This is a genomic window from Cupriavidus sp. GW821-FHT07C08 (genome assembly GCF_059419025.1).
Genome location: NZ_JBWKQZ010000011.1, coordinates 45,203 through 62,242, shown reverse-complemented (window position 1 = coordinate 62,242; position 17,040 = coordinate 45,203). Strand labels below are relative to the sequence as shown.

The 17,040-nt window shown below is 66.9% G+C and carries 15 protein-coding genes and 1 pseudogene; 6 read left to right on the top strand and 10 right to left on the bottom strand.

Annotated features, from left to right (window positions below; genetic code table 11):
- Positions 1 to 127 precede the first annotated feature (127 nt).
- The 3 genes from betA to AC07UK_RS15965 all read right to left on the bottom strand — a co-directional run bounded on the left by betA (position 128) and on the right by AC07UK_RS15965 (position 4,566).
- Positions 128 to 1,864, bottom strand: coding sequence for a choline dehydrogenase (gene betA / locus AC07UK_RS15975; protein WP_494687570.1), 1,737 nt, complete (start codon positions 1,862 to 1,864; stop codon positions 128 to 130).
- 85 nt (positions 1,865 to 1,949) lie between these two features.
- Positions 1,950 to 3,416: an aldehyde dehydrogenase family protein gene (locus tag AC07UK_RS15970; RefSeq protein ID WP_494687569.1), complete on the bottom strand. Its 1,467-nt coding sequence runs from the start codon at positions 3,414 to 3,416 to the stop codon at positions 1,950 to 1,952.
- 28 nt (positions 3,417 to 3,444) lie between these two features.
- On the bottom strand, positions 3,445 to 4,566 hold the full coding sequence (locus AC07UK_RS15965) for an aromatic ring-hydroxylating oxygenase subunit alpha (RefSeq protein WP_479939546.1): 1,122 nt from the start codon (positions 4,564 to 4,566) through the stop codon (positions 3,445 to 3,447).
- 236 nt (positions 4,567 to 4,802) lie between these two features.
- On the opposite strand from AC07UK_RS15965, the gene AC07UK_RS15960 reads away from it, so the two are divergent.
- From AC07UK_RS15960 to AC07UK_RS15945, 4 genes and pseudogenes are all read left to right on the top strand, one after another.
- Positions 4,803 to 5,891: a helix-turn-helix domain-containing protein gene (locus AC07UK_RS15960; RefSeq protein ID WP_494687568.1), complete on the top strand. Its 1,089-nt coding sequence runs from the start codon at positions 4,803 to 4,805 to the stop codon at positions 5,889 to 5,891.
- A 276-nt stretch (positions 5,892 to 6,167) separates the two neighbouring features.
- Complete coding sequence (locus AC07UK_RS15955) at positions 6,168 to 6,353, top strand: hypothetical protein (RefSeq protein ID WP_436225377.1); 186 nt, start codon at positions 6,168 to 6,170, stop codon at positions 6,351 to 6,353.
- Positions 6,341 to 6,880, top strand: a pseudogene (locus AC07UK_RS15950) (amidohydrolase family protein); the annotation flags it as partial. The gene AC07UK_RS15955 and the pseudogene AC07UK_RS15950, both read left to right, overlap by 13 nt.
- A 30-nt stretch (positions 6,881 to 6,910) precedes the next feature.
- Entirely contained in the window at positions 6,911 to 8,248 is a 1,338-nt protein-coding gene (locus AC07UK_RS15945) for an aspartate aminotransferase family protein (protein WP_494687567.1), read from the top strand.
- Between the two features lie 94 nt (positions 8,249 to 8,342).
- On the opposite strand, the gene AC07UK_RS15940 is transcribed toward AC07UK_RS15945, so the two are convergent.
- The gene (locus AC07UK_RS15940) at positions 8,343 to 9,500 is read right to left on the bottom strand and encodes a methyl-accepting chemotaxis protein (RefSeq protein ID WP_494687566.1); all 1,158 of its coding nucleotides are present in this window, start codon (positions 9,498 to 9,500) and stop codon (positions 8,343 to 8,345) included.
- 135 nt (positions 9,501 to 9,635) lie between these two features.
- The gene (locus tag AC07UK_RS15935; RefSeq protein ID WP_494687565.1) at positions 9,636 to 10,730 is read right to left on the bottom strand and encodes an alkene reductase; all 1,095 of its coding nucleotides are present in this window, start codon (positions 10,728 to 10,730) and stop codon (positions 9,636 to 9,638) included.
- Positions 10,731 to 10,862: 132 nt separating this feature from the next.
- Between AC07UK_RS15935 and AC07UK_RS15930 the strand changes: the two genes are divergently transcribed.
- Together AC07UK_RS15930 and AC07UK_RS15925 are read left to right on the top strand one after the other, a co-directional pair.
- Positions 10,863 to 11,777: a LysR family transcriptional regulator gene (locus tag AC07UK_RS15930; protein ID WP_013953712.1), complete on the top strand. Its 915-nt coding sequence runs from the start codon at positions 10,863 to 10,865 to the stop codon at positions 11,775 to 11,777.
- Positions 11,778 to 11,888: 111 nt separating this feature from the next.
- Positions 11,889 to 12,347, top strand: a complete 459-nt coding sequence (locus AC07UK_RS15925) for a MarR family winged helix-turn-helix transcriptional regulator (RefSeq protein WP_041228710.1) — start codon at positions 11,889 to 11,891, stop codon at positions 12,345 to 12,347.
- Positions 12,348 to 12,362: 15 nt separating this feature from the next.
- On the opposite strand, the gene AC07UK_RS15920 is transcribed toward AC07UK_RS15925, so the two are convergent.
- The 5 genes from AC07UK_RS15920 to AC07UK_RS15900 form a co-directional block, all read right to left on the bottom strand.
- Positions 12,363 to 12,986 carry a flavin reductase family protein gene (locus AC07UK_RS15920; protein WP_494687564.1) on the bottom strand — a complete coding sequence of 208 codons (624 nt, stop codon included), beginning with the start codon at positions 12,984 to 12,986 and terminating at the stop codon, positions 12,363 to 12,365.
- A gap of 53 nt (positions 12,987 to 13,039) precedes the next feature.
- On the bottom strand, positions 13,040 to 13,810 hold the full coding sequence (locus tag AC07UK_RS15915) for a maleate cis-trans isomerase family protein (protein WP_269149084.1): 771 nt from the start codon (positions 13,808 to 13,810) through the stop codon (positions 13,040 to 13,042).
- Positions 13,811 to 14,845, bottom strand: coding sequence for a carbon-nitrogen hydrolase family protein (locus AC07UK_RS15910; protein ID WP_436224864.1), 1,035 nt, complete (start codon positions 14,843 to 14,845; stop codon positions 13,811 to 13,813). It lies immediately after the preceding gene.
- A gap of 52 nt (positions 14,846 to 14,897) precedes the next feature.
- The gene (locus AC07UK_RS15905) at positions 14,898 to 15,809 is read right to left on the bottom strand and encodes a fumarylacetoacetate hydrolase family protein (protein WP_494687563.1); all 912 of its coding nucleotides are present in this window, start codon (positions 15,807 to 15,809) and stop codon (positions 14,898 to 14,900) included.
- A gap of 69 nt (positions 15,810 to 15,878) precedes the next feature.
- Positions 15,879 to 17,003 carry a cupin domain-containing protein gene (locus AC07UK_RS15900; protein ID WP_436224866.1) on the bottom strand — a complete coding sequence of 375 codons (1,125 nt, stop codon included), beginning with the start codon at positions 17,001 to 17,003 and terminating at the stop codon, positions 15,879 to 15,881.
- Positions 17,004 to 17,040: the final 37 nt, after the last annotated feature.

The window sequence follows — 17,040 nt, the reverse complement described above, 5'->3', positions numbered from 1 at the left end:
GCCGGCTTCGTAGTGTGGGTGCGCGGCGCGCCGACCGGACGCACGCTGCCCGCCGGGGACCGAAGTCCCGGCAGCACATGCGTCGGTCAGGGGTTCTGGCGGGAAGCCCGCGCGCCGCGCCGCCTGGTCAGGCGGGCATCGGCATCGGCATTCGCGCAGTGGCCAACGGATGCCGCACCGCGTCTGCCTGCGACCCGCCGCGCGCGGTGGCGGCCTTGTAGTAAGGCGCCGTCGAGCGTTGCAGCGGTGCGCGGCCGCGGATCACGTCGGCCAGCTTCTCGGCCATCATGATGGTGGGCGCGTTCAGGTTGCCGGTGATGATCTTCGGCATGATCGAGGCATCGACCACGCGCAGACCCGACAGCCCGTGCACGCGGCCCTGGTTGTCGACCACCGCCATCGGGTCCGAGGCATCGCCCATCTTGCAGGTGCAGGACGGATGCAGCGCGGTCTCGGCATGCTCGCGCACGAAGGCGTCGATCTCGGCATCGCTCTGCACCATCATGCCGGGCTTGATCTCGCGGCCGCGGAACTGGTCCAGCGCCTGCTGGCCGATGATCTCGCGCGTCAGGCGCACTGCGGCGCGGAATTCGCGCCAGTCGACGTCATGCGCCATGTAGTTGAACAGCAGCCGCGGCTTCACGCGCGGGTCGCGGCTGGCCAGCTTGACAAAGCCGGTGCTGGGCGAGCGCATCGAGCCCACATGGCACTGGAAGCCATGCGACTGCACCGGGTTGCTGCCGTCGTAGTTCATCGCCAGCGGGATGAAGTGGTACTGCAGGTTGGGCCAGGCAAAGTCATCGCTGCTGCGGATAAAGCCGCCCGCCTCGAAGTGGTTGGAGGCTGCGGTGCCGGTGCCGCGCAGATACCATTCGATGCCGATCGCGGGCTTGTTCCACCATTTCAGCGCCGGGTACAGCGATACGGGCTTGGTGCATTCGTACTGCAGGTACATCTCGAGGTGGTCCTGCAGGTTCTCGCCGACGCCCTTCAGGTCTGCCACCGACTCGATGCCAAATACGCGCAGCTCGTCCGCATTGCCCACGCCGGAGCGCAACAGCAGTTGCGGCGAGGCGATGGCGCCATTGCTGACGATGACTTCGCGGCGCGCACGGGCTTCACGCACGTGGTCGCCCTGGATGTATGAGATGCCAGTGGCGCGCTGCCCCGAGAACAGGATGCGGTCCGCCAGCGCGCGCGTATGAACGGTCAGGTTGGGCCGGTCCTTGGCCTGGTCGAGATAGGCGAGCGAGGTGCTGCAGCGGCGCCCGCGCGCGGTGGTGGTGCGGTCCATCGGACCGAAACCTTCTTGGCGATAGCCGTTCAGGTCCTCGGTCTGGCCATAGCCGGCCTGCTCGCCGGCCTTGATAAAGGCGCGGAACAGCGGGCTGATATCGGGCTTGGGCGTGGTCACGTGCAGCGGGCCGTTGCCGCCATGGTAGTCGTTGGCGCCCTTGTCGTAGGTCTCGGCCTTGCGGAAGTAGGGCAGGCAGTCGGCGTAGCTCCAGTTCTCCAGCGACTCGTTCTCTGCCCAGCCGTCGTAGTCCATCGCGTTGCCGCGGATATAGACCATGCCGTTGATCAGCGACGAACCACCCAGCCCCTTGCCGCGGCCCTGCGTCATGCGGCGGTTGTTCATGTGCGGCTCGGGCTCGGTCACGTAAGCCCAGTTATAAGTCGTGCCCTGCAGCGGATACGCCAGCGCGGCCGGCATCTGGGTGCGCCAGTCCAGGCGCCAGTCGGGGCCGCCAGCTTCCAGCAGCAGCACCGAGACATCGGCATCCTCGGTCAGCCGCGCGGCCAGCACGCAGCCGGCCGAGCCTGCGCCGACGATGATGTAGTCGTACTCATGGATTGCCTGCATGGTGCAATCTCCTTGTTTGCTTGACGCCGTGCGTGGCAGCCCGGGGGTGGGTCCGCCGCACACGCGATTGCGAAGTCAGCTGCGCTCAGGCGCCAAACCAGCCCATTGCCTTGGGGGCCAGGTTGATATAGCTGTGCTTGAGTTCGGTGTACTCGTCCAGGCCGACGCGGGCCAGTTCGCGGCCGATGCCGCTCGCCTTGTAGCCGCCCCACGGCGCTTCCGGGAAGTACGGGTGGTAGTCGTTGACCCACACCGTGCCGAAGCGCAGGCCGCGCGACATCCGGTTGGCCTTGTCCAGGTCGCGGGTCCAGACCGCGCCGGCCAGGCCGTACGGGGTGTCGTTGGCGGCACGCAGCACTTCTTCCTCGGAGCGGAAGCGCTCGGCCGTGATCACCGGCCCGAAAATCTCCTCCTTCGCAATCTTCATGTCGGCCGTCACGTCGGCCAGCAGCGTCGGCTCCAGCCAGTAGCCCTTCTTGAATACGTCGCCCGCCGGCCGCTTGCCGCCGTGGACCAGGCGCGCGCCCTCGGCGATGCCAGCCTGCACCATGCCCAGGATCTTCTCGTGCTGTTGCGCCGACTGCACCGGGCCCATCTGGGTCTCGCCGTGGAAGCCGTTGCCGATCACGATGCGCGGCAGGCGCTCGGCCAGCCGGCTGATGAATGCATCATAGATGCTGTCTTCGATCATCAGGCGCGAGCCGGCGGAGCAGACCTGCCCGGCGTGGAAAAACGCGGCGTTGAGCGCGTAATCGACCGCGGCGTCCAGGTCGGCATCGGCGAACACGATGTTCGGGTTCTTGCCGCCCAGTTCCAGGCCGATGCGCTTGAAGTTGCCGGTGGCGGCCTTCATGATGCTTTCGCCGGCGAAGGCGCCGCCGGTGAAGGATACCAGGTCCACGTCGAGGCTTTCGGCCAGTTCCGCGCCGACTTCGGCGCCTCCGGTCACGAGGTTGAACACGCCCGGCGGCAGGTCCAGCTCGGCCACCAGTTGCGTGAAGTGGTGCGTGGTCAGCGGCGTCAGGTTGCTGGGCTTGATCACCACGGTATTGCCGGCGCCCAGCGCGGGCGCGATCTTCCACGCCGCCTGCAGCAGCGGGTAATTCCACGGCGTGATCAGGCCGCACACGCCAACCGGCTCGCGCAGGGTGCGGCTGATCACATGGTGCGGCGCTTCGTTGACGGCGCCCGACTCGGATGCGACCAGCCCCGCGAAGTAGCGGAAGGTGGCGGCGATATCGCCCATGTCGGTGCGGCTCTCGGTCAGCGTCTTGCCGGTGTTGAGCGACTCCAGGTGGGCGAGCTTCTCTGCGTCGCGGTCGATCAGTTCGGCAATCTTGTTCAGCAGCTTCGCGCGGTCACGGATCGTCGTCTGGCGCCACGGGCCGTCGAAGGCCTTGCGCGCAGCGGCGATGGCCAGGCGCGCGTCGGCGCGGGTGGCTTCGGCGGCCTGGGCGATCACGGACTCGTCGGCCGGGCTGAGGATGGCGCGCGTGCCTTGGTCGATGGGCGACTGCCACTGGCCGTCGATATAGAGCTGGGTCTGGATCATTGCTGCGGTTCCGGTTCGGTGGTTCGTTTCAGGCGGCCAGGGCGTCGAGCACCATTTGCTGGAAGTGCTGCACGCCGTGCTCGCCGATGGCGGAGGTCTTGTCGTCGGTGACCAGCAACGGGCCCTGCCCGTTGCGGTAGCCGCGCGACTTCAGGCCGCGCTGCACCGATTCGACGATGCTCAGGTCTTCGGGCTTGAGCACGTTCTTGTAGTACTCGATCAGCTGTTCCTGCTCGGCCGTGGGCGTGCTGTCGCGGAAGTAGAACTCGAAGTGCTGGATGGTGGTGTCGGCATCCACCGGGAACATGTAGAAGACGCCGTAGTTGCCGTCGCCCGGCAGCACGTTCAGCGTGACGTTGGGCCACAGCCAGTACGCGGCGAAGTCGGTGTTGGGGGCGTCGCTGTCATAGGTGAAGGCGTCGCTGCCCGAGCGGGTCTGGCCCACCTGGCTGGTGTAGAGGCCGCGCACTTCGTGCTTGTAGGTCTCCATGTGGATCGACTCGACCAGCACCGGGTGCGCGGTCTGGCAGTGCAGGCATTCCAGGTAGTTGTCGACCACCACCTTCCAGTTGGCCTTCATCTCATAGGTGAGCTTGTACGCGGGCACCAGCTTGTCGACGTCCGGGCAGCGCGCGCGGATTTCGTCGTTCAGGCCGGCGGCCTGCTCGGCCAGCGGCTTCGCGTCCATGTCCAGGTTGACGAAGACCAGGCCGCAGAACTCTTCCACGCGCACCGGCGTCAGGCCCGCGTTGTCCTTGCAGAAGCCCGGCACGTTCTCGGCGTTGCGCACATGGATCAGCTTGCCGTCCAGGCCGAACGACCAGGCGTGGTAGGGGCAGGTGATCACGTTCTTGGCCTTGCCGGCGCCATCCGCAAACAGCTCATGGGCGCGGTGCGGGCAGACGTTGTAGAACGCGCGCAGCACGCCGTCGCGGCCGCGCACGACGAACACGTTCTCGCCGGCCACCTTCACCGTGGCGTACTGGTTGTTCTCGGCCACCTGGCTCTTGTGCATCACGCACACCCAGCTGCGCGCGAAGATCGTCTTCTTCTCCTGCTCGAAGACTTCCTGCGAGGTGTAGTAGTGGGCCGGCAGCGTGTAGGCCAGCGGTGGGGTGGTGCCGCAGACGGGGGCGGTGGTCTCTTGCACGGGGTTGTCTCCTCGTTGGTCTCGGTGCTTTATCGATTCACTAACAGTTAATTAAATTACTGTTGGTGATGTGAGATGAAGTCTAGTAAGGAGCGCAGGGGTGCTGCAATTCAAAAAATCGATGGAAATGATCTGCTCGATGGTCCATGGCTATCAATTCGCGCGATTTGCGGTGATGGTGTAAGGTTCGAGTTACTCAATTCACCATCGGTTGAAAAAAAGCGGAGGGGATGCCCATGACGGAAGACACTTTTGCCACGCGCCTGAAGGGGGTGCTGGAAGGCAAAAGGATCATGCTCAAGCAGGTGGCAGAGGCGCTGTCGGTGTCGCCGTCGGCCGTGCACAAGTGGACCCGCGGCGGCGAGATCGAGTACGAGCGGCTGCTCGCGCTGGCGCGCTTCCTGAGCGTCAACTGGCTGTGGCTGCGCTACGGCGAGCAGGCCATCGCCGACCTTGAGACCAGCATCGCCTCTGACCCGCACATCAAGGAACTGCGCCAGAAGCACCTGGCGGAGATCATGGAGAGCGAGGCGCGCATGAAGTTCGCGCAGGAAGTCTCGGGCATCGTCACCTGGGAATGGAACGTGCTGACCGATGGCCTGACCTACTCGTCCAACGATGTCACGCTGTTCGGCCGCCATATCCGCAACATGGACGACTTCTGGGCCTGCGTGCACCCGGCCGACGTGGCGCGCCTGCGCGAGGTGCTGGCCCGCACGCTGGGCGCGCAGGAGATGCACGAGTGGGAGTTCCGTGTCGTGCACGAGGACACCACGCGCTGGATCTCGTCGCGGGCCACGCTGGTGCGCGATTTCGACCAGCGCCCGGTCAAGATGATCGGCGTCAGCCTGGACATCACCGAGCGGCGCCGCGCCGAGGCCGCGCTGCGCCAGAACGAGGCGCTGCTGGCCAAGGCGCAGGAGATTGCCCACCTGGGCGGCTGGTACTGGAATATCCAGACCGACGACTGCGCCTGGACCGATGAGGCCTACCGCATCTTCGGCTGGGCCCCGCAGGCGTTCAAGGTGACCATGGAGCGCTACCTGGCGTCGATCGTCGAGGAAGACCGCGCCCGCGTGCAGGCCGCCATCCGCGCGGCCATCGTCGACAAGGCGCCGTACAGTGTCGACTACCGCATCCAGCTGCCCGACGGCAGCCATCGCGACATCCATGAGGAAGGCGAGGTCACGCTGGACGAGCATGGCAACGCCTTGACCATGGTCGGCGCCTCGCAGGATGTCACCGGGCCGGCAGCGCCGCCGGCAAGCGGCGGCGGCAGGACCCCGCGCAAGCGTGCGGCGGACAAGCCACGCGCACCAGCCTGACAGCGCCACAGGGCGGCATGCATTGCCGCCCTTTTTTCATTGTGGCGGGGCGCCCCGACAGCTGCAACGACTGTTTCATTGGGGTTCGGGGCCGTTGCGGCAAGGGCTTTCGTGCCTGCGCTGCATGGTGAATGTTTCATCTATGCGCTTTAAGAAACAACTGTTGCATTGACTCGGACCATGCCCCTATACTGCAAACGCGTAGCTGGGTCCAACCCAGGCACTAAACGGGATATCGAGATGCAAGAGCAAAGGCAGCAGCAAAAGCGACGGTTCATGGCCACGCTGTTATGGCTGGGCGCCGCGGGCCTGGCTGGCCCGGCAGTGGCGGACAGCTATCCGTCGCGCCCGATCCGCCTGGTGGTGCCGTCCGCGGCCGGCGGCAGTCCCGACGTGCTGATGCGCGCACTGGGCGCCGAAGTCGGCAAGTCGCTGGGCCAGTCGTTCGCTTCCACGAGCTGATGCAGGAGCTTGGCCTGGACGAGGACGCGCTCTTGGCAAAGCTGCGTCCCGCGGCGGCGATCTACTTCATCATGGATGAGCGCGACGTCGAGCGCATTGCGCAGTTCCCGCTGACCATCTTCGGCTCCGACGGCCTGCCGTTCGATCCGCGCCCGCATCCGCGCCAGTGGGGGACCTTCCCGCGCATCCTGGCGCGCATGGTGCGCGAGGACCAGCTGATGACGTTGGAGGCCGCAATCCACAAGATGTCCGGACTGGCCGCGCAGCAATACGGGCTGGCAGACCGCGGCCAGATCGCGCCGGGCGCGTTTGCCGACCTGGTGCTGTTCGATGCGGACCGCGTGCAGGACCGCGCCACCTTTGAAGACCCGCTGCAACTGAGCACCGGCATCCACGGCGTCTGGGTCAATGGCGCCCGGGTCTGGGAACAGTCCGCGCAGGCGGACAGCGAAGGCAGCGCACTGCCCGCCTTCTCCGGCCGCGTGCTGCAGCGCCGCCCATCCGAAAACACTTCCGTGCGCCGCTGACGCGCGGCCAGGCAACACCACCACAACATCATGACCCACGTATTCCATCGCAATCCGCGCCAGAAGCTGCCCGTTGCCGTTGCCGGGCAGGGCATCGAGCTGATCGACAGCGAAGGCCGGCGCTATCTGGACGCTTCCGGCGGTGCCGCCGTGTCGTGCCTGGGGCACGGCCATCCGCGCGTGATCGAGGCGATCAAGGCGCAGCTCGACACCATCGCCTACGCGCATACCTCGTTCTTCACCACCGAGGTGTCGGAGACCCTGGCTGACACGCTCGTGCAAGCGGCGCCGGGCGACCTGGACCATGTTTACTTCGTCTCGGGCGGCTCCGAAGCGGTGGAGGCGGCGCTGAAGCTGGCGCGCCAGTATTTCGTCGAAGTAGGGCAGCCCAGCCGCCGCCACTTCATCGCGCGCCGCCAGAGCTACCACGGCAACACCCTGGGCGCGCTGGCCATCGGCGGCAACGCCTGGCGGCGCGAGCCCTTCCTGCCGCTGCTGGTGCCGGCGCACCACGTGTCGCCGTGCTATGCCTACCGCGACCAGCAGGCCGGCGAAACCGACGCGCAGTACGCACAGCGCCTGGCCGACGAGCTGGAAGCCAGGATCCTGGACCTGGGCCCCGACACCGTGGCCGCCTTCGTCGCCGAAACCGTGGTGGGCGCCACCGCCGGCGCGGTGCCGCCGGTGGGTGACTACCTGAAGCGCATCCGCGCCGTGTGCGACAAGTACGGCGTGCTGCTGATCCTGGATGAAGTGATGTCAGGCATGGGCCGTACCGGCTACCTGTTCGCGTGCGAAGAGGATGGCGTGGTGCCCGATATCGTCACCATTGCCAAGGGCCTGGGCGCCGGCTACCAGCCGATCGGCGCGATGCTGTCGACGCGCCGGATCTATGACGCCATCGTCGGCGGCAGCGGCTTCTTCCAGCATGGCCACACCTATATCGGCCATGCCACGGCCTGTGCCGCGGCGCTGGCGGTGCAGCGCACTATCGCCGAAGACAACTTGCTGGCCAACGTACTGGCCCGCGGCGAGCAACTGCGGGCACGGCTGCGCGAGGCGCTGGGCGATCATCCCAACCTGGGCGATATCCGTGGACGCGGCTTGTTCGTCGGCGTGGAATTCGTGGCCGACTGCGACAGCAAGGCCACGCTTGATCCGGCGCTGAAGACGCATGCACGCCTGAAAGCCGCCGCCGTGCAGAACGGCCTGCTGGTCTATCCGATGGGGGGGACGGTCGATGGCGTGCATGGCGACCACGTGCTGTTCGCACCACCGTTTATTTGCACGCCGCAGGATATCGACAGGATTGTCGAGCGCTTTGCGGCGGCGGTGCAGGCGGTGCTGCCGGCTAGCGTGACGGCTTGAGTTGCTGAAGACGTCGGCTCGCTGCCGGTTTGCTCCCCTCTCCCGCAAGCGGGAGAGGGGGCGCGCAATCAGTCAGCAATCCGCGCTGCCCGCATCAGCCGAACGCAGCAACCTGCCTGAATGCGCCATGCCCCGGCGCTTGTGCTGACGCCGGTTCCGCATCCAGCTTGAACTCGCCCACCACGCGCTGCAGCTCGGTGGCCTGGCCCGCCAGTTCGTGCGACGCACTGGCCGCCTGCTCCACCAGCGCCGCATTCTGCTGCGTCACAGTATCCATCTGCGCCACCGCCTCGTTGACCTGCGCGATGCCGGCGCTTTGCTGTTCAGATGCCGCTGTAATCTCGCCCAGCAGCCGGGTCACGCTGGCCACCGCCTGAACGATCTCCTGCATGGTCTCCCCGGCCTGGCCCACCAGCGCCGAGCCGCTGTCCACCTGCTGCACCGAATCGTCGATCAGCTGCTTGATCTCCCGCGCCGCCGACGCACTGCGTTGCGCCAGCGTGCGCACTTCGCCCGCCACCACGGCAAAGCCGCGACCCTGCTCGCCCGCGCGCGCCGCTTCCACCGCCGCGTTCAGCGCCAGGATATTGGTCTGGAAGGCAATGCCTTCGATCACTTCGATGATGTCCGTGACCTTGCGCGAGCTGGCGCTGATCGCCGACATGGTCTGCACCACATTGCCCACTACTTCGCCACCGCGCGCGGCGATGCCCGATGCGGTTGCCGCCAGCCCGTTGGCGGCGCGGGCGCGTTCGGTGTTCTGCTGCACCATCGAGGTCAGCTCGCCCATGCTGGACGCCGTCTCTTCCAGTGCCGCCGCCTGCTCTTCCGTGCGCTGCGACAGGTCGGTATTGCCCGCGGCAATCTGGTGCGAAGCGGTGGTGATCGAATCAGTGGAAGCGCGGATGCGTGTCACCAGGTCGGTCAGCATGTCTTCCATTTCGCCCAGGCCCCCCAGCAGCCGGCCAAACTCGCCGCCGCGCTCGGTGTCGAACTCCTGGCTGAGGTCGCCCGCCGCCACGGTTTCGGCAATGTAGACGGCTTCGGACAACGGCGCCTCGATGCTGCGCGCCAGCGCCCAGACCGCGCCCACCGCCAGGCATAGCCCACCCACGCCCAACGCGATCAGCAGTTGCCGCGCATCGGCCGCATCCTGCATCCGCGGCAAGGCCACCGCGATCCCGATCGCCATCAGCGACCACATGGCGCCAAACGCCGCGCCCAGGCGTATGCGAATCCCCAGGTTCTGCATGTCTCTCTCCCGTTTCCACCCCAGAAGTGCAGGCTCCGGCGTGCCGGCTGCCTGCCTTGCCAATGTCTTCGCTGGCCAACTCTTGTTTAACGGCCGGGACGGTGCGGTCTTTAGCAGATTCCTGGATAAGCCGGCCTATGCCGCCGCCGCGTAGTCCGTATACCCCCGCGCATCTCCGCCAAACAAACGCTGGCTGTCAAAACCAGCCAGCGGCAGGCCGGCTGCAAAGCGTGCCGGCAGATCCGGGTTGGCGACAAAGGGGCGCCCGAACGCGACCAGGTCGGCCAGCCCCCGGCCCAGGATGCGTTCGGCGCGGGCCTGGTCATACTTGCCGGCCACGATCACGCGTCCCTTGTAGGCGGCGCGCAGCGCATGGCGGAAGTCTTCGGGGATGTGCGGCGCGTCGTCCCAGTCCGCTTCCGCCAGGTGGATATAGGCCACGCCGGCGGCGTCGAGCCGCTGCGCCAGCTGCAGGATGGTCGGAATGATCTCCGGGCAGTCCATGTTGCGCTGGGTGATGAAGGGCGCAAGGCGGATGCCGGTGCGGTCGGCGCCGGCTGCGCCGGCCACGGCGGCGACCACTTCCTCGGCAAAGCGGATGCGGTTGGCGATGGCGCCGCCGTAGCCGTCGCTGCGGTGGTTGGAGGTGGTGCGCAGGAACTGGTCGACCAGGTAGCCGTTGGCACCGTGGATTTCCACGCCGTCAAAGCCGGCGCGCATGGCGTTGGCGGCGCCGCGGCGGAAGTCTTCGATCACGGCGCGGATATCGGCCCCGGTCATGGCGCGCGGCACCGGGCAGTCGACCATGCGGCCGACGCCGTCTTCGCCGACGACCCAGACCTGCGCATCGGGCGACAGGGACGACGGCGCCACCGGCAGTCCGTCGGCATGGAAGCTGGCATGCGACATCCGGCCGACATGCCACAACTGCAGCACGATGCGTCCGCCGGCACGGTGCACCGCATCGGTGACGCCGCGCCAGCCCTGCACCTGCGCTTCGCTATGGATGCCGGGCGTAAAGCTGTAGCCCTGGCCCTGGGGCGAGACCTGGGTGGCCTCGGTGACGATCAGGCCGGCGCTGGCGCGCTGGGCGTAGTAGGACGCCATCAGCGCATTGGGCACGTTGCCGGGCTGGCTGGTGCGGGCACGGGTCATCGGGGCCATGACCATGCGGTTGGGCAGCGAGAGCGGGCCGAGGGGCAGGGGGCTGAACAGCTGCGGGGCGGTCATGGTTGGGTTCCTCGTGGGTGCAGTGTGTCGATGCGCCATCGTCGCACCGGCCTTTCCTTTGAAAAACCCCGCATCGTTTGCTGCGGCTATCAATTAAAATTTGAAGATCACAGCCAGCCCCGGGAACAACCGATGAAGGCCCTGCAAGACCTGGATATCTTCGTGCGCACCGCCGACAGCGGCAGCCTGTCGGCCGCCGCGCGGGCGCTGGACCTGACCCCGGCCGCCGCCAGCGCCGCGCTCAAGCGGCTGGAGGCGGAACTGGGCGTCCAGCTGTTCGTGCGCTCCACCCGCACCATGCGCCTGACGCAGGCCGGTGAACTGCTGCTGGCACAAGGCCGGCCGGCGCTGGACGCGTTGCAGCAGGTCGGCCAGCAGCTGGCCACCGGCGTGCAGGCCTTTCGTGGGGCGCTGAAGCTGTCGGCAACCTCGGATTTCGGCCGCAACCTGCTGCTGCCGTGGCTCGATGCCTTCCAGGCCCGGCACCCGCAGGTGGAGATCCGACTGCACCTGACTGACCGCATCGCCAATATCTACAGCGATCCGGTGGACGCGGCGTTCCGCTATGGCGAGCCGCCGGACTCCAACCTGGTCGCCTTGCCGGTGGCGCCCGACAACCGCCGCGTGCTGTGCGCGTCGCCGCAATACCTGGCGCAGCACGGCACCCCCGACACGCCGCAGGCGCTGTCGGAGCACAACTGCCTGTGCTACATGCTCGGCGACGAGGTGCATGACCGCTGGCGCTTCTGGCGCCATGGCACCGATGCCGTCACGGTGCGCGTGCGGGCCTTCAATGTTTCCAACGACGGTGACGCGGTGCACCGCTGGGCGCTGCTCGGCAAGGGGATCGCGTACAAAGCCTATTTCGATATGGCCGAGGACCTGGCCGAAGGGCGCTTGCAGGCGCTGTGCACGGACTGGGGCACCGAGGCGTCGCCGCTGTACATGGTGGTGCCGGGGCGGCGGCAGGTGACGCCGCTGCTGAGGGCGCTGCGGGATTTCGTGGCGGAGCGGACGGCGGAGCTGGCGGCGCTCGTTGCCCGATAGGGTGGGGGTGTGCGGGAGTGGCGGCCTGCCTTGCCCTGGACGAACGCTCCCGCCGTGGTATGTTCTGCCCGTCGCGCGGCCGTCGAGGCCGCAACCCGCCCACCGGACCGCATGAACCAACCCATCGACACCGCCGACGACGATTTCGTCGACAACTACACCCCGGCCCTGCTGGCCCAGGCCAGCCAGCTGATCTCGGGGGAATTCCACGTGATCGTGCAGGCCAATGGTTTCACCATCTCAGACTGGCGCGTCCTGTCCACGCTGTCCGGCGGCAAGCCAATCAGCATCGGGGAACTGGCGCAGGTCTCGGTGACCAAGCAGCCCACCGTGACGCGCCTGCTCGACCGCATGGAGGCGCAGGGCTACGTCAAGCGCATCCCGCACGAGACCGACCGGCGCATCACGCTGGTGCGCATCACGCCGCGCGGGCAGAAGCTGACCTCCACCCTGATCGCACAGGCCCGGGCCCACGAGGACCATGTGCTGGCGCCACTCGGCAAGAAGAAGGCCGATGAGCTGCGCGCCACGCTGAAGCTGCTGATCCACCTGCACCGCCCTGCCAACTGAGGGCAGGGCCGCGCCTCAGGCCGGCCGGCGCATCTGGAACAGCGTCGACCTGCTGACCTCGTAGTAGTCGGCCGGGCCGCCACCGCGCAGGATGGGGCGTGCGGCGGCGGTGTCATAGACTCCGTCCGGCAGGAAGGCCCGGTCGATATGCACGCCGACGACCTCGCCCAGCACCATCCAGGTATCGAGCATGGCGCCGTCGGCCTGGTTCAGCTGCATGACCCTGGTTGCGCGGCACTCGAACGATACCGGGCTCTCCTGCACGCGAGGCGCCGACACCAGGCGCGACGGCATCGGCGTCAGGCCCGCCAGGCCAAACTCATCGACTTCCGGCGCCACGCCCGCGCTGGTGGCGTTCATGCGCTCGGCCAGCGGGCGCGTCACCAGGTTCCAGACAAAGTCGCCGATGTCCTCGACGTTGCGCACGGTGTCCTTGTAGCCGACGCTGGAGAACGCCACCACTGGCGGCGTGTAGTTGAAGACGTTGAAGAAGGCGTAGGGCGCCAGGTTGGCGCGCCCGGCCTTGTTCACCGTCGAAATCCAGCCAATCGGGCGTGGGCCGACAATGGCGGCCAGCGGATCGTGCCGCAGCCCGTGACCGCGCGTGGGCTCGTAGAAGTGAATGTCGTCCATGTGCATGTGCGAAGCGTCGTCCCCGCGGGAGCAGGGACGACGAAAGCGTGGGATGGCGCTCAGTACTTGCCGCTCAGCAGCTCACCGCAGCCGGCCACCTCGGCGCGCAGGTTCAGCTTGCGCAGCATCTGCCAGGTGGTGGCCACCGCCGCCGACACCGTCGGGATGCCCGACTCGTCCTGCACCTTCTGGATCGACGGAAGCGACTGCATCTGCACGCAGGCCGACAGCACGATGGCGTCGACGCCGGTGGTGTCGATGCGCTTGTAGATCTCCAGCAGGTTGGCCGGATCCTGCGCGGCGACCTGCAGGTTGTCGGGGATCTCCAGCGCGGTGTAGTCCTTGACCTCGATGCCTTCGCTCTCGATGTAGTCGACCACCATCTTCGTCAGCGGCTTCATGTACGGGCACACCACCGAGACACGCTTCGCGCCCATGGCATGCAGGCCGTCCACCAGTGCGCCGGCGCTGGTCACCACCGGCGCGGGGTTGCCGTTGTCGACGGTGCGCTGGGTCAGGCGTGCCTCGGAGACGCGGTGATAGCCCTTGCCCATGCTCATGATGGCCACCAGGCAGGCGTAGCCCAGCACGTCGACGCGCGCGTCGGAGAGCTCGATGGCGCAGCGGTCGCTGTCACGGTCCATCGCCTCCAGCTCCTCCTTCACCACCTTCTTCATGCGCATGCGGCTGGAGTGGAAGGTGAAGCGCTCGGCGAAGTCCTTCTCGCGCTCGCGCAACATGGCGGGGATTTCCGTCTCCATGGTGGTATTGGAGGACGGTACGATCTGCCCGATGCGCAGCGGCTTCTGGGGCGTCAGCAGGAAAGACATTTACTTGCTCTCGGAAAGGTCGAATGCGTTGAGTTCCGCTTCCTCGGCGTCGAGGTCGAAGGCCTGGCTGGCGCCGTCCAGGAACTGGGCGGGCTGCAGCGGGCGGCGGTCGACGCGCAGGTCGAAGATGTCGAAGCGGTTGTAGTGGCCGGTGATGTCGTGCATCTGGCGCGGCTGGATGCAGCGCGACAGGTCGATGTCGGCGTAGACGATGCCTTCCGCGTCGATCAGCGGCTCGCCGATGACGCGGCCATCGGGCCCCAGGAAGCCGGAGAAGGCGCTGTTGCGGCGCGACAGCAGTTCGCGTGCCTTGGGATTCAGCGGGCTCATCGCTTCGATGATCTCTTCCGAAACCGTCGAGCACGACACCGCGGTGAACACTTTGCCCTCGAAGCAGTGGGCGGCGGCGCGTACCTTGATGGCCTCGGCCATGTCGTAGTCGGCCGGTGCCACCGGCAGCGCAATGTAGCTGGCCACGTGCATCAGCTCGCCCTGCGACAGCAGCGAGAAGCGCGCCAGCGTGTTGGTGTTCTCGCCGCAGGCCAGCGAGCCGAGCGGGCCGACGCTGGTCTGGTGCACACGCAGTGCCGAGGCGTCGCCGTTGGCCCAGGTCAGCTTCTCGGCCCAGGTGGGCACCAGCTTGCGGTGGCGGCCCAGGATGCGGCCTTCATCGCTGATGGTCACCAGCGTATTGAAGAGGGTGCCGACGCCGGTGCGGCTGCGTTCGTTCACGCCAACGATCACGTTGATGTGGTTGGCCTGCGCCGCCTGCGCGATCTTGCGGATCTCCGGGCCGGGGATCTCGATGGAAGCCTTGACCAGCTTCTCGAACCAGGGGCTGGCGTCGACCGGGTTGGTCAGCCAGCTCCAGTACGGGTAGCCGGCCACGAACACTTCCGGAAAGGCGACCAGCTTCGCGCCGTTGTCGGCGGCTTCCCTGATCAGCCGGCAGACCTTGTCGACCGTGGCATCGGCATCGAGGAAGACGGGGGCGGCCTGTACGGCCGCGGCCCTGAACTTGGGCAGGTTGAGCATATGTGTGCCTCGCTTGCAGCGGTCATCCCCGCTTGCGCGGGGATGACGGGGTTTAGACAGCCACCACCGGGTGGCGCAGTTCGCCGATGCCTTCCACTGTGGCTACCACGGTGTCGCCGGGCCACAGCCACTCCTGCGGGGTGCGGCCCGCGCCCACGCCGTCCGGCGTGCCGGTGGCGATGATGTCGCCGGGCTCCAGCGCCATGCCCTTGCTGATGTCCGCGATCAGCGCCGGCACCTTGAACAGCATGTGGCGGGTGTTGGAGCTCTGCTTGGTCACGCCGTTGACGGTCAGCGACAGGTCCAGCGTGTGCGGGTCGGGGATCTCGTCGGCGGTGACGATGACCGGGCCGAACGGGGCATAGGTGTCCTGGCCCTTGGAGTAGATCCACTGGCCGGCGCGGCGGCAGTCGCGCGCCGAGATGTCGATCATCACGCTGTAGCCGAACACGTAGTTGAGCGCGTCGGCTTCCTTCACGCCCTTGCCGCGCGTGCCGATGATGACGGCCAGCTCGACTTCCCAGTCCATCTGCTGGGTGATTTCCTTGTTGTGCTCGATGGCATCGCCCGGGCCGATCACGGTGGTGGGCGGCTTGGAGAAGATCACTGGCTCCTTGGGCAGCTCTTTCGAGGTGTCCAGGCTGCGGCTGGATTCGGCGACGTGCTCGACGTAGTTCAGGCCGATGCCCCAGATGTTCTTGCGCGGGCGCGGGATCGGCGCCAGCAGCTTGACGTTGGAAGCCGGCACGGCCACGCCGAACGGCAGCCTGCCGCGATATTCGTTCAGCAGCGCGCTGGTCGAGCGGACTGCCTCGGGGCCCAGGTCGATGAAATCGAGCATGGTGGAGGGAATGCTCACGCCGACGGCGGCGCCGAAACGGGCGAGGTCAACGACATTGCCGTCGACGATGGCGCCCAGGCGGGCGGCGGCAGCGACTTCAGCGCGATAGGTTACGAGACGCATGGTTTGATAACTCCGGAAAAGGCCGCAATCAGTGCGGCTGCACAATTTGGAAACAGATACTGCTGAGGTTCAAAGGACCACCTGATGCCCGCCGTTCTCCGCCAGCGCCTGCTCGCGGTACAGCCCCAGCGAATGCATCACCGGCAGGTCGTTGAAGCAGAACAGCACGGCGTCATCGCTGGCCGACGCGTTCGCGTGCTCATGGAAGGCCCACGACGGCACGCAGAAGATGTCGCGCTCGGTCCAGTCGAAGCGCTGGCCGTTGATGACCGAGTAGCCACTGCCCTTAGCTACCTGGTAGATGAAGCTGCCGGTGTGGCGGTGGGCCTTGGTGGCTTCGCCCGGACGCAGCAACTGCATGCTGGCGCCGATGGTCGGCATCACCGGGCCGCCAGTGACCGGATTGACGTAGTGCATCAGCACGCCGTCGAACGGGCTGCCGTCGGTGACCTTGCTGTGGCGTACCAGCGCCTCGTAGGTCGGCGCCCATTCGTACTTGTAGAGCGGCGAATACGGCTTGGTCCAGTTGCCTTCGTGCGGGCGCAGGCCCTTGCCGCCCCAGATCGCCGGCATGTCGTCGACCGGGTGAGTCACAGCTTGCTGCAGGTCCGGATGCACGGCGTAGAAGCCGGCTTCCATGGCGTTGACCAGCGGAATGTCCAGGCCGTCCTGCCAGATGCAGGTGGTGCCTTCGGCCGCCACGCCATGCTCGTGCCAGGTGCCGTTGGGCGTGAGCACGAAGTCGTTGGCGTTCAGCGTCATCTTGTGGCCGTCGACGATGGTGTAGGCGCCGCTGCCTTCCATGATGAAGCGCAGCGCCGACGACGAGTGCGCGTGTGCCGAGGCGGCCTCGCCGGGATGCATCACCTGCAGGCCCGAATAGAGCCAGCCCACCGCCGCCGAAACGTCCTGGCGGCCCGGGTTGTTCAGGTAGATCACGCGGCGGCCGGCCTTCTCCGGCGTTACCAGGTCGACCGAGCGCAGCACGTGATCACGCAGGTCGCGGTAGCGCCACAGCACCGGCACCGATTCTGACTTTGGCTGCCACGGCTCGATCTTGTTGGCCACGGTCCAGAGCGCGCCGGTCTTGAGCGCATCGAGCTCCTTGTAGTAGGCGACCAGCTCGGGCGTGTCTTCCACGTCGGCGCGGCCGGCTACATTCTCGCGGTAGGTGTCATAGGAGGTATTCGACATCGTCTTCCTCTTTGGTCTGGTTTCTCCCTCTCCGGCG

Bases quoted from the DNA above. Each gene is read 5' to 3' on its own strand.
- betA (WP_494687570.1), bottom strand. From the start codon at position 1,864: ATGCAGGCAATCCATGAGTACGACTACATCATCGTCGGCGCAGGCTCG.
- AC07UK_RS15970 (WP_494687569.1), bottom strand. From the start codon at position 3,416: ATGATCCAGACCCAGCTCTATATCGACGGCCAGTGGCAGTCGCCCATC.
- AC07UK_RS15960 (WP_494687568.1), top strand. From the start codon at position 4,803: ATGACGGAAGACACTTTTGCCACGCGCCTGAAGGGGGTGCTGGAAGGC.
- AC07UK_RS15955 (WP_436225377.1), top strand. From the start codon at position 6,168: ATGGCCACGCTGTTATGGCTGGGCGCCGCGGGCCTGGCTGGCCCGGCA.
- AC07UK_RS15945 (WP_494687567.1), top strand. From the start codon at position 6,911: ATGACCCACGTATTCCATCGCAATCCGCGCCAGAAGCTGCCCGTTGCC.
- AC07UK_RS15940 (WP_494687566.1), bottom strand. From the start codon at position 9,500: ATGCAGAACCTGGGGATTCGCATACGCCTGGGCGCGGCGTTTGGCGCC.
- AC07UK_RS15935 (WP_494687565.1), bottom strand. From the start codon at position 10,730: ATGACCGCCCCGCAGCTGTTCAGCCCCCTGCCCCTCGGCCCGCTCTCG.
- AC07UK_RS15930 (WP_013953712.1), top strand. From the start codon at position 10,863: ATGAAGGCCCTGCAAGACCTGGATATCTTCGTGCGCACCGCCGACAGC.
- AC07UK_RS15925 (WP_041228710.1), top strand. From the start codon at position 11,889: ATGAACCAACCCATCGACACCGCCGACGACGATTTCGTCGACAACTAC.
- AC07UK_RS15920 (WP_494687564.1), bottom strand. From the start codon at position 12,986: ATGCACATGGACGACATTCACTTCTACGAGCCCACGCGCGGTCACGGG.
- AC07UK_RS15915 (WP_269149084.1), bottom strand. From the start codon at position 13,810: ATGTCTTTCCTGCTGACGCCCCAGAAGCCGCTGCGCATCGGGCAGATC.
- AC07UK_RS15910 (WP_436224864.1), bottom strand. From the start codon at position 14,845: ATGCTCAACCTGCCCAAGTTCAGGGCCGCGGCCGTACAGGCCGCCCCC.
- AC07UK_RS15905 (WP_494687563.1), bottom strand. From the start codon at position 15,809: ATGCGTCTCGTAACCTATCGCGCTGAAGTCGCTGCCGCCGCCCGCCTG.
- AC07UK_RS15900 (WP_436224866.1), bottom strand. From the start codon at position 17,003: ATGTCGAATACCTCCTATGACACCTACCGCGAGAATGTAGCCGGCCGC.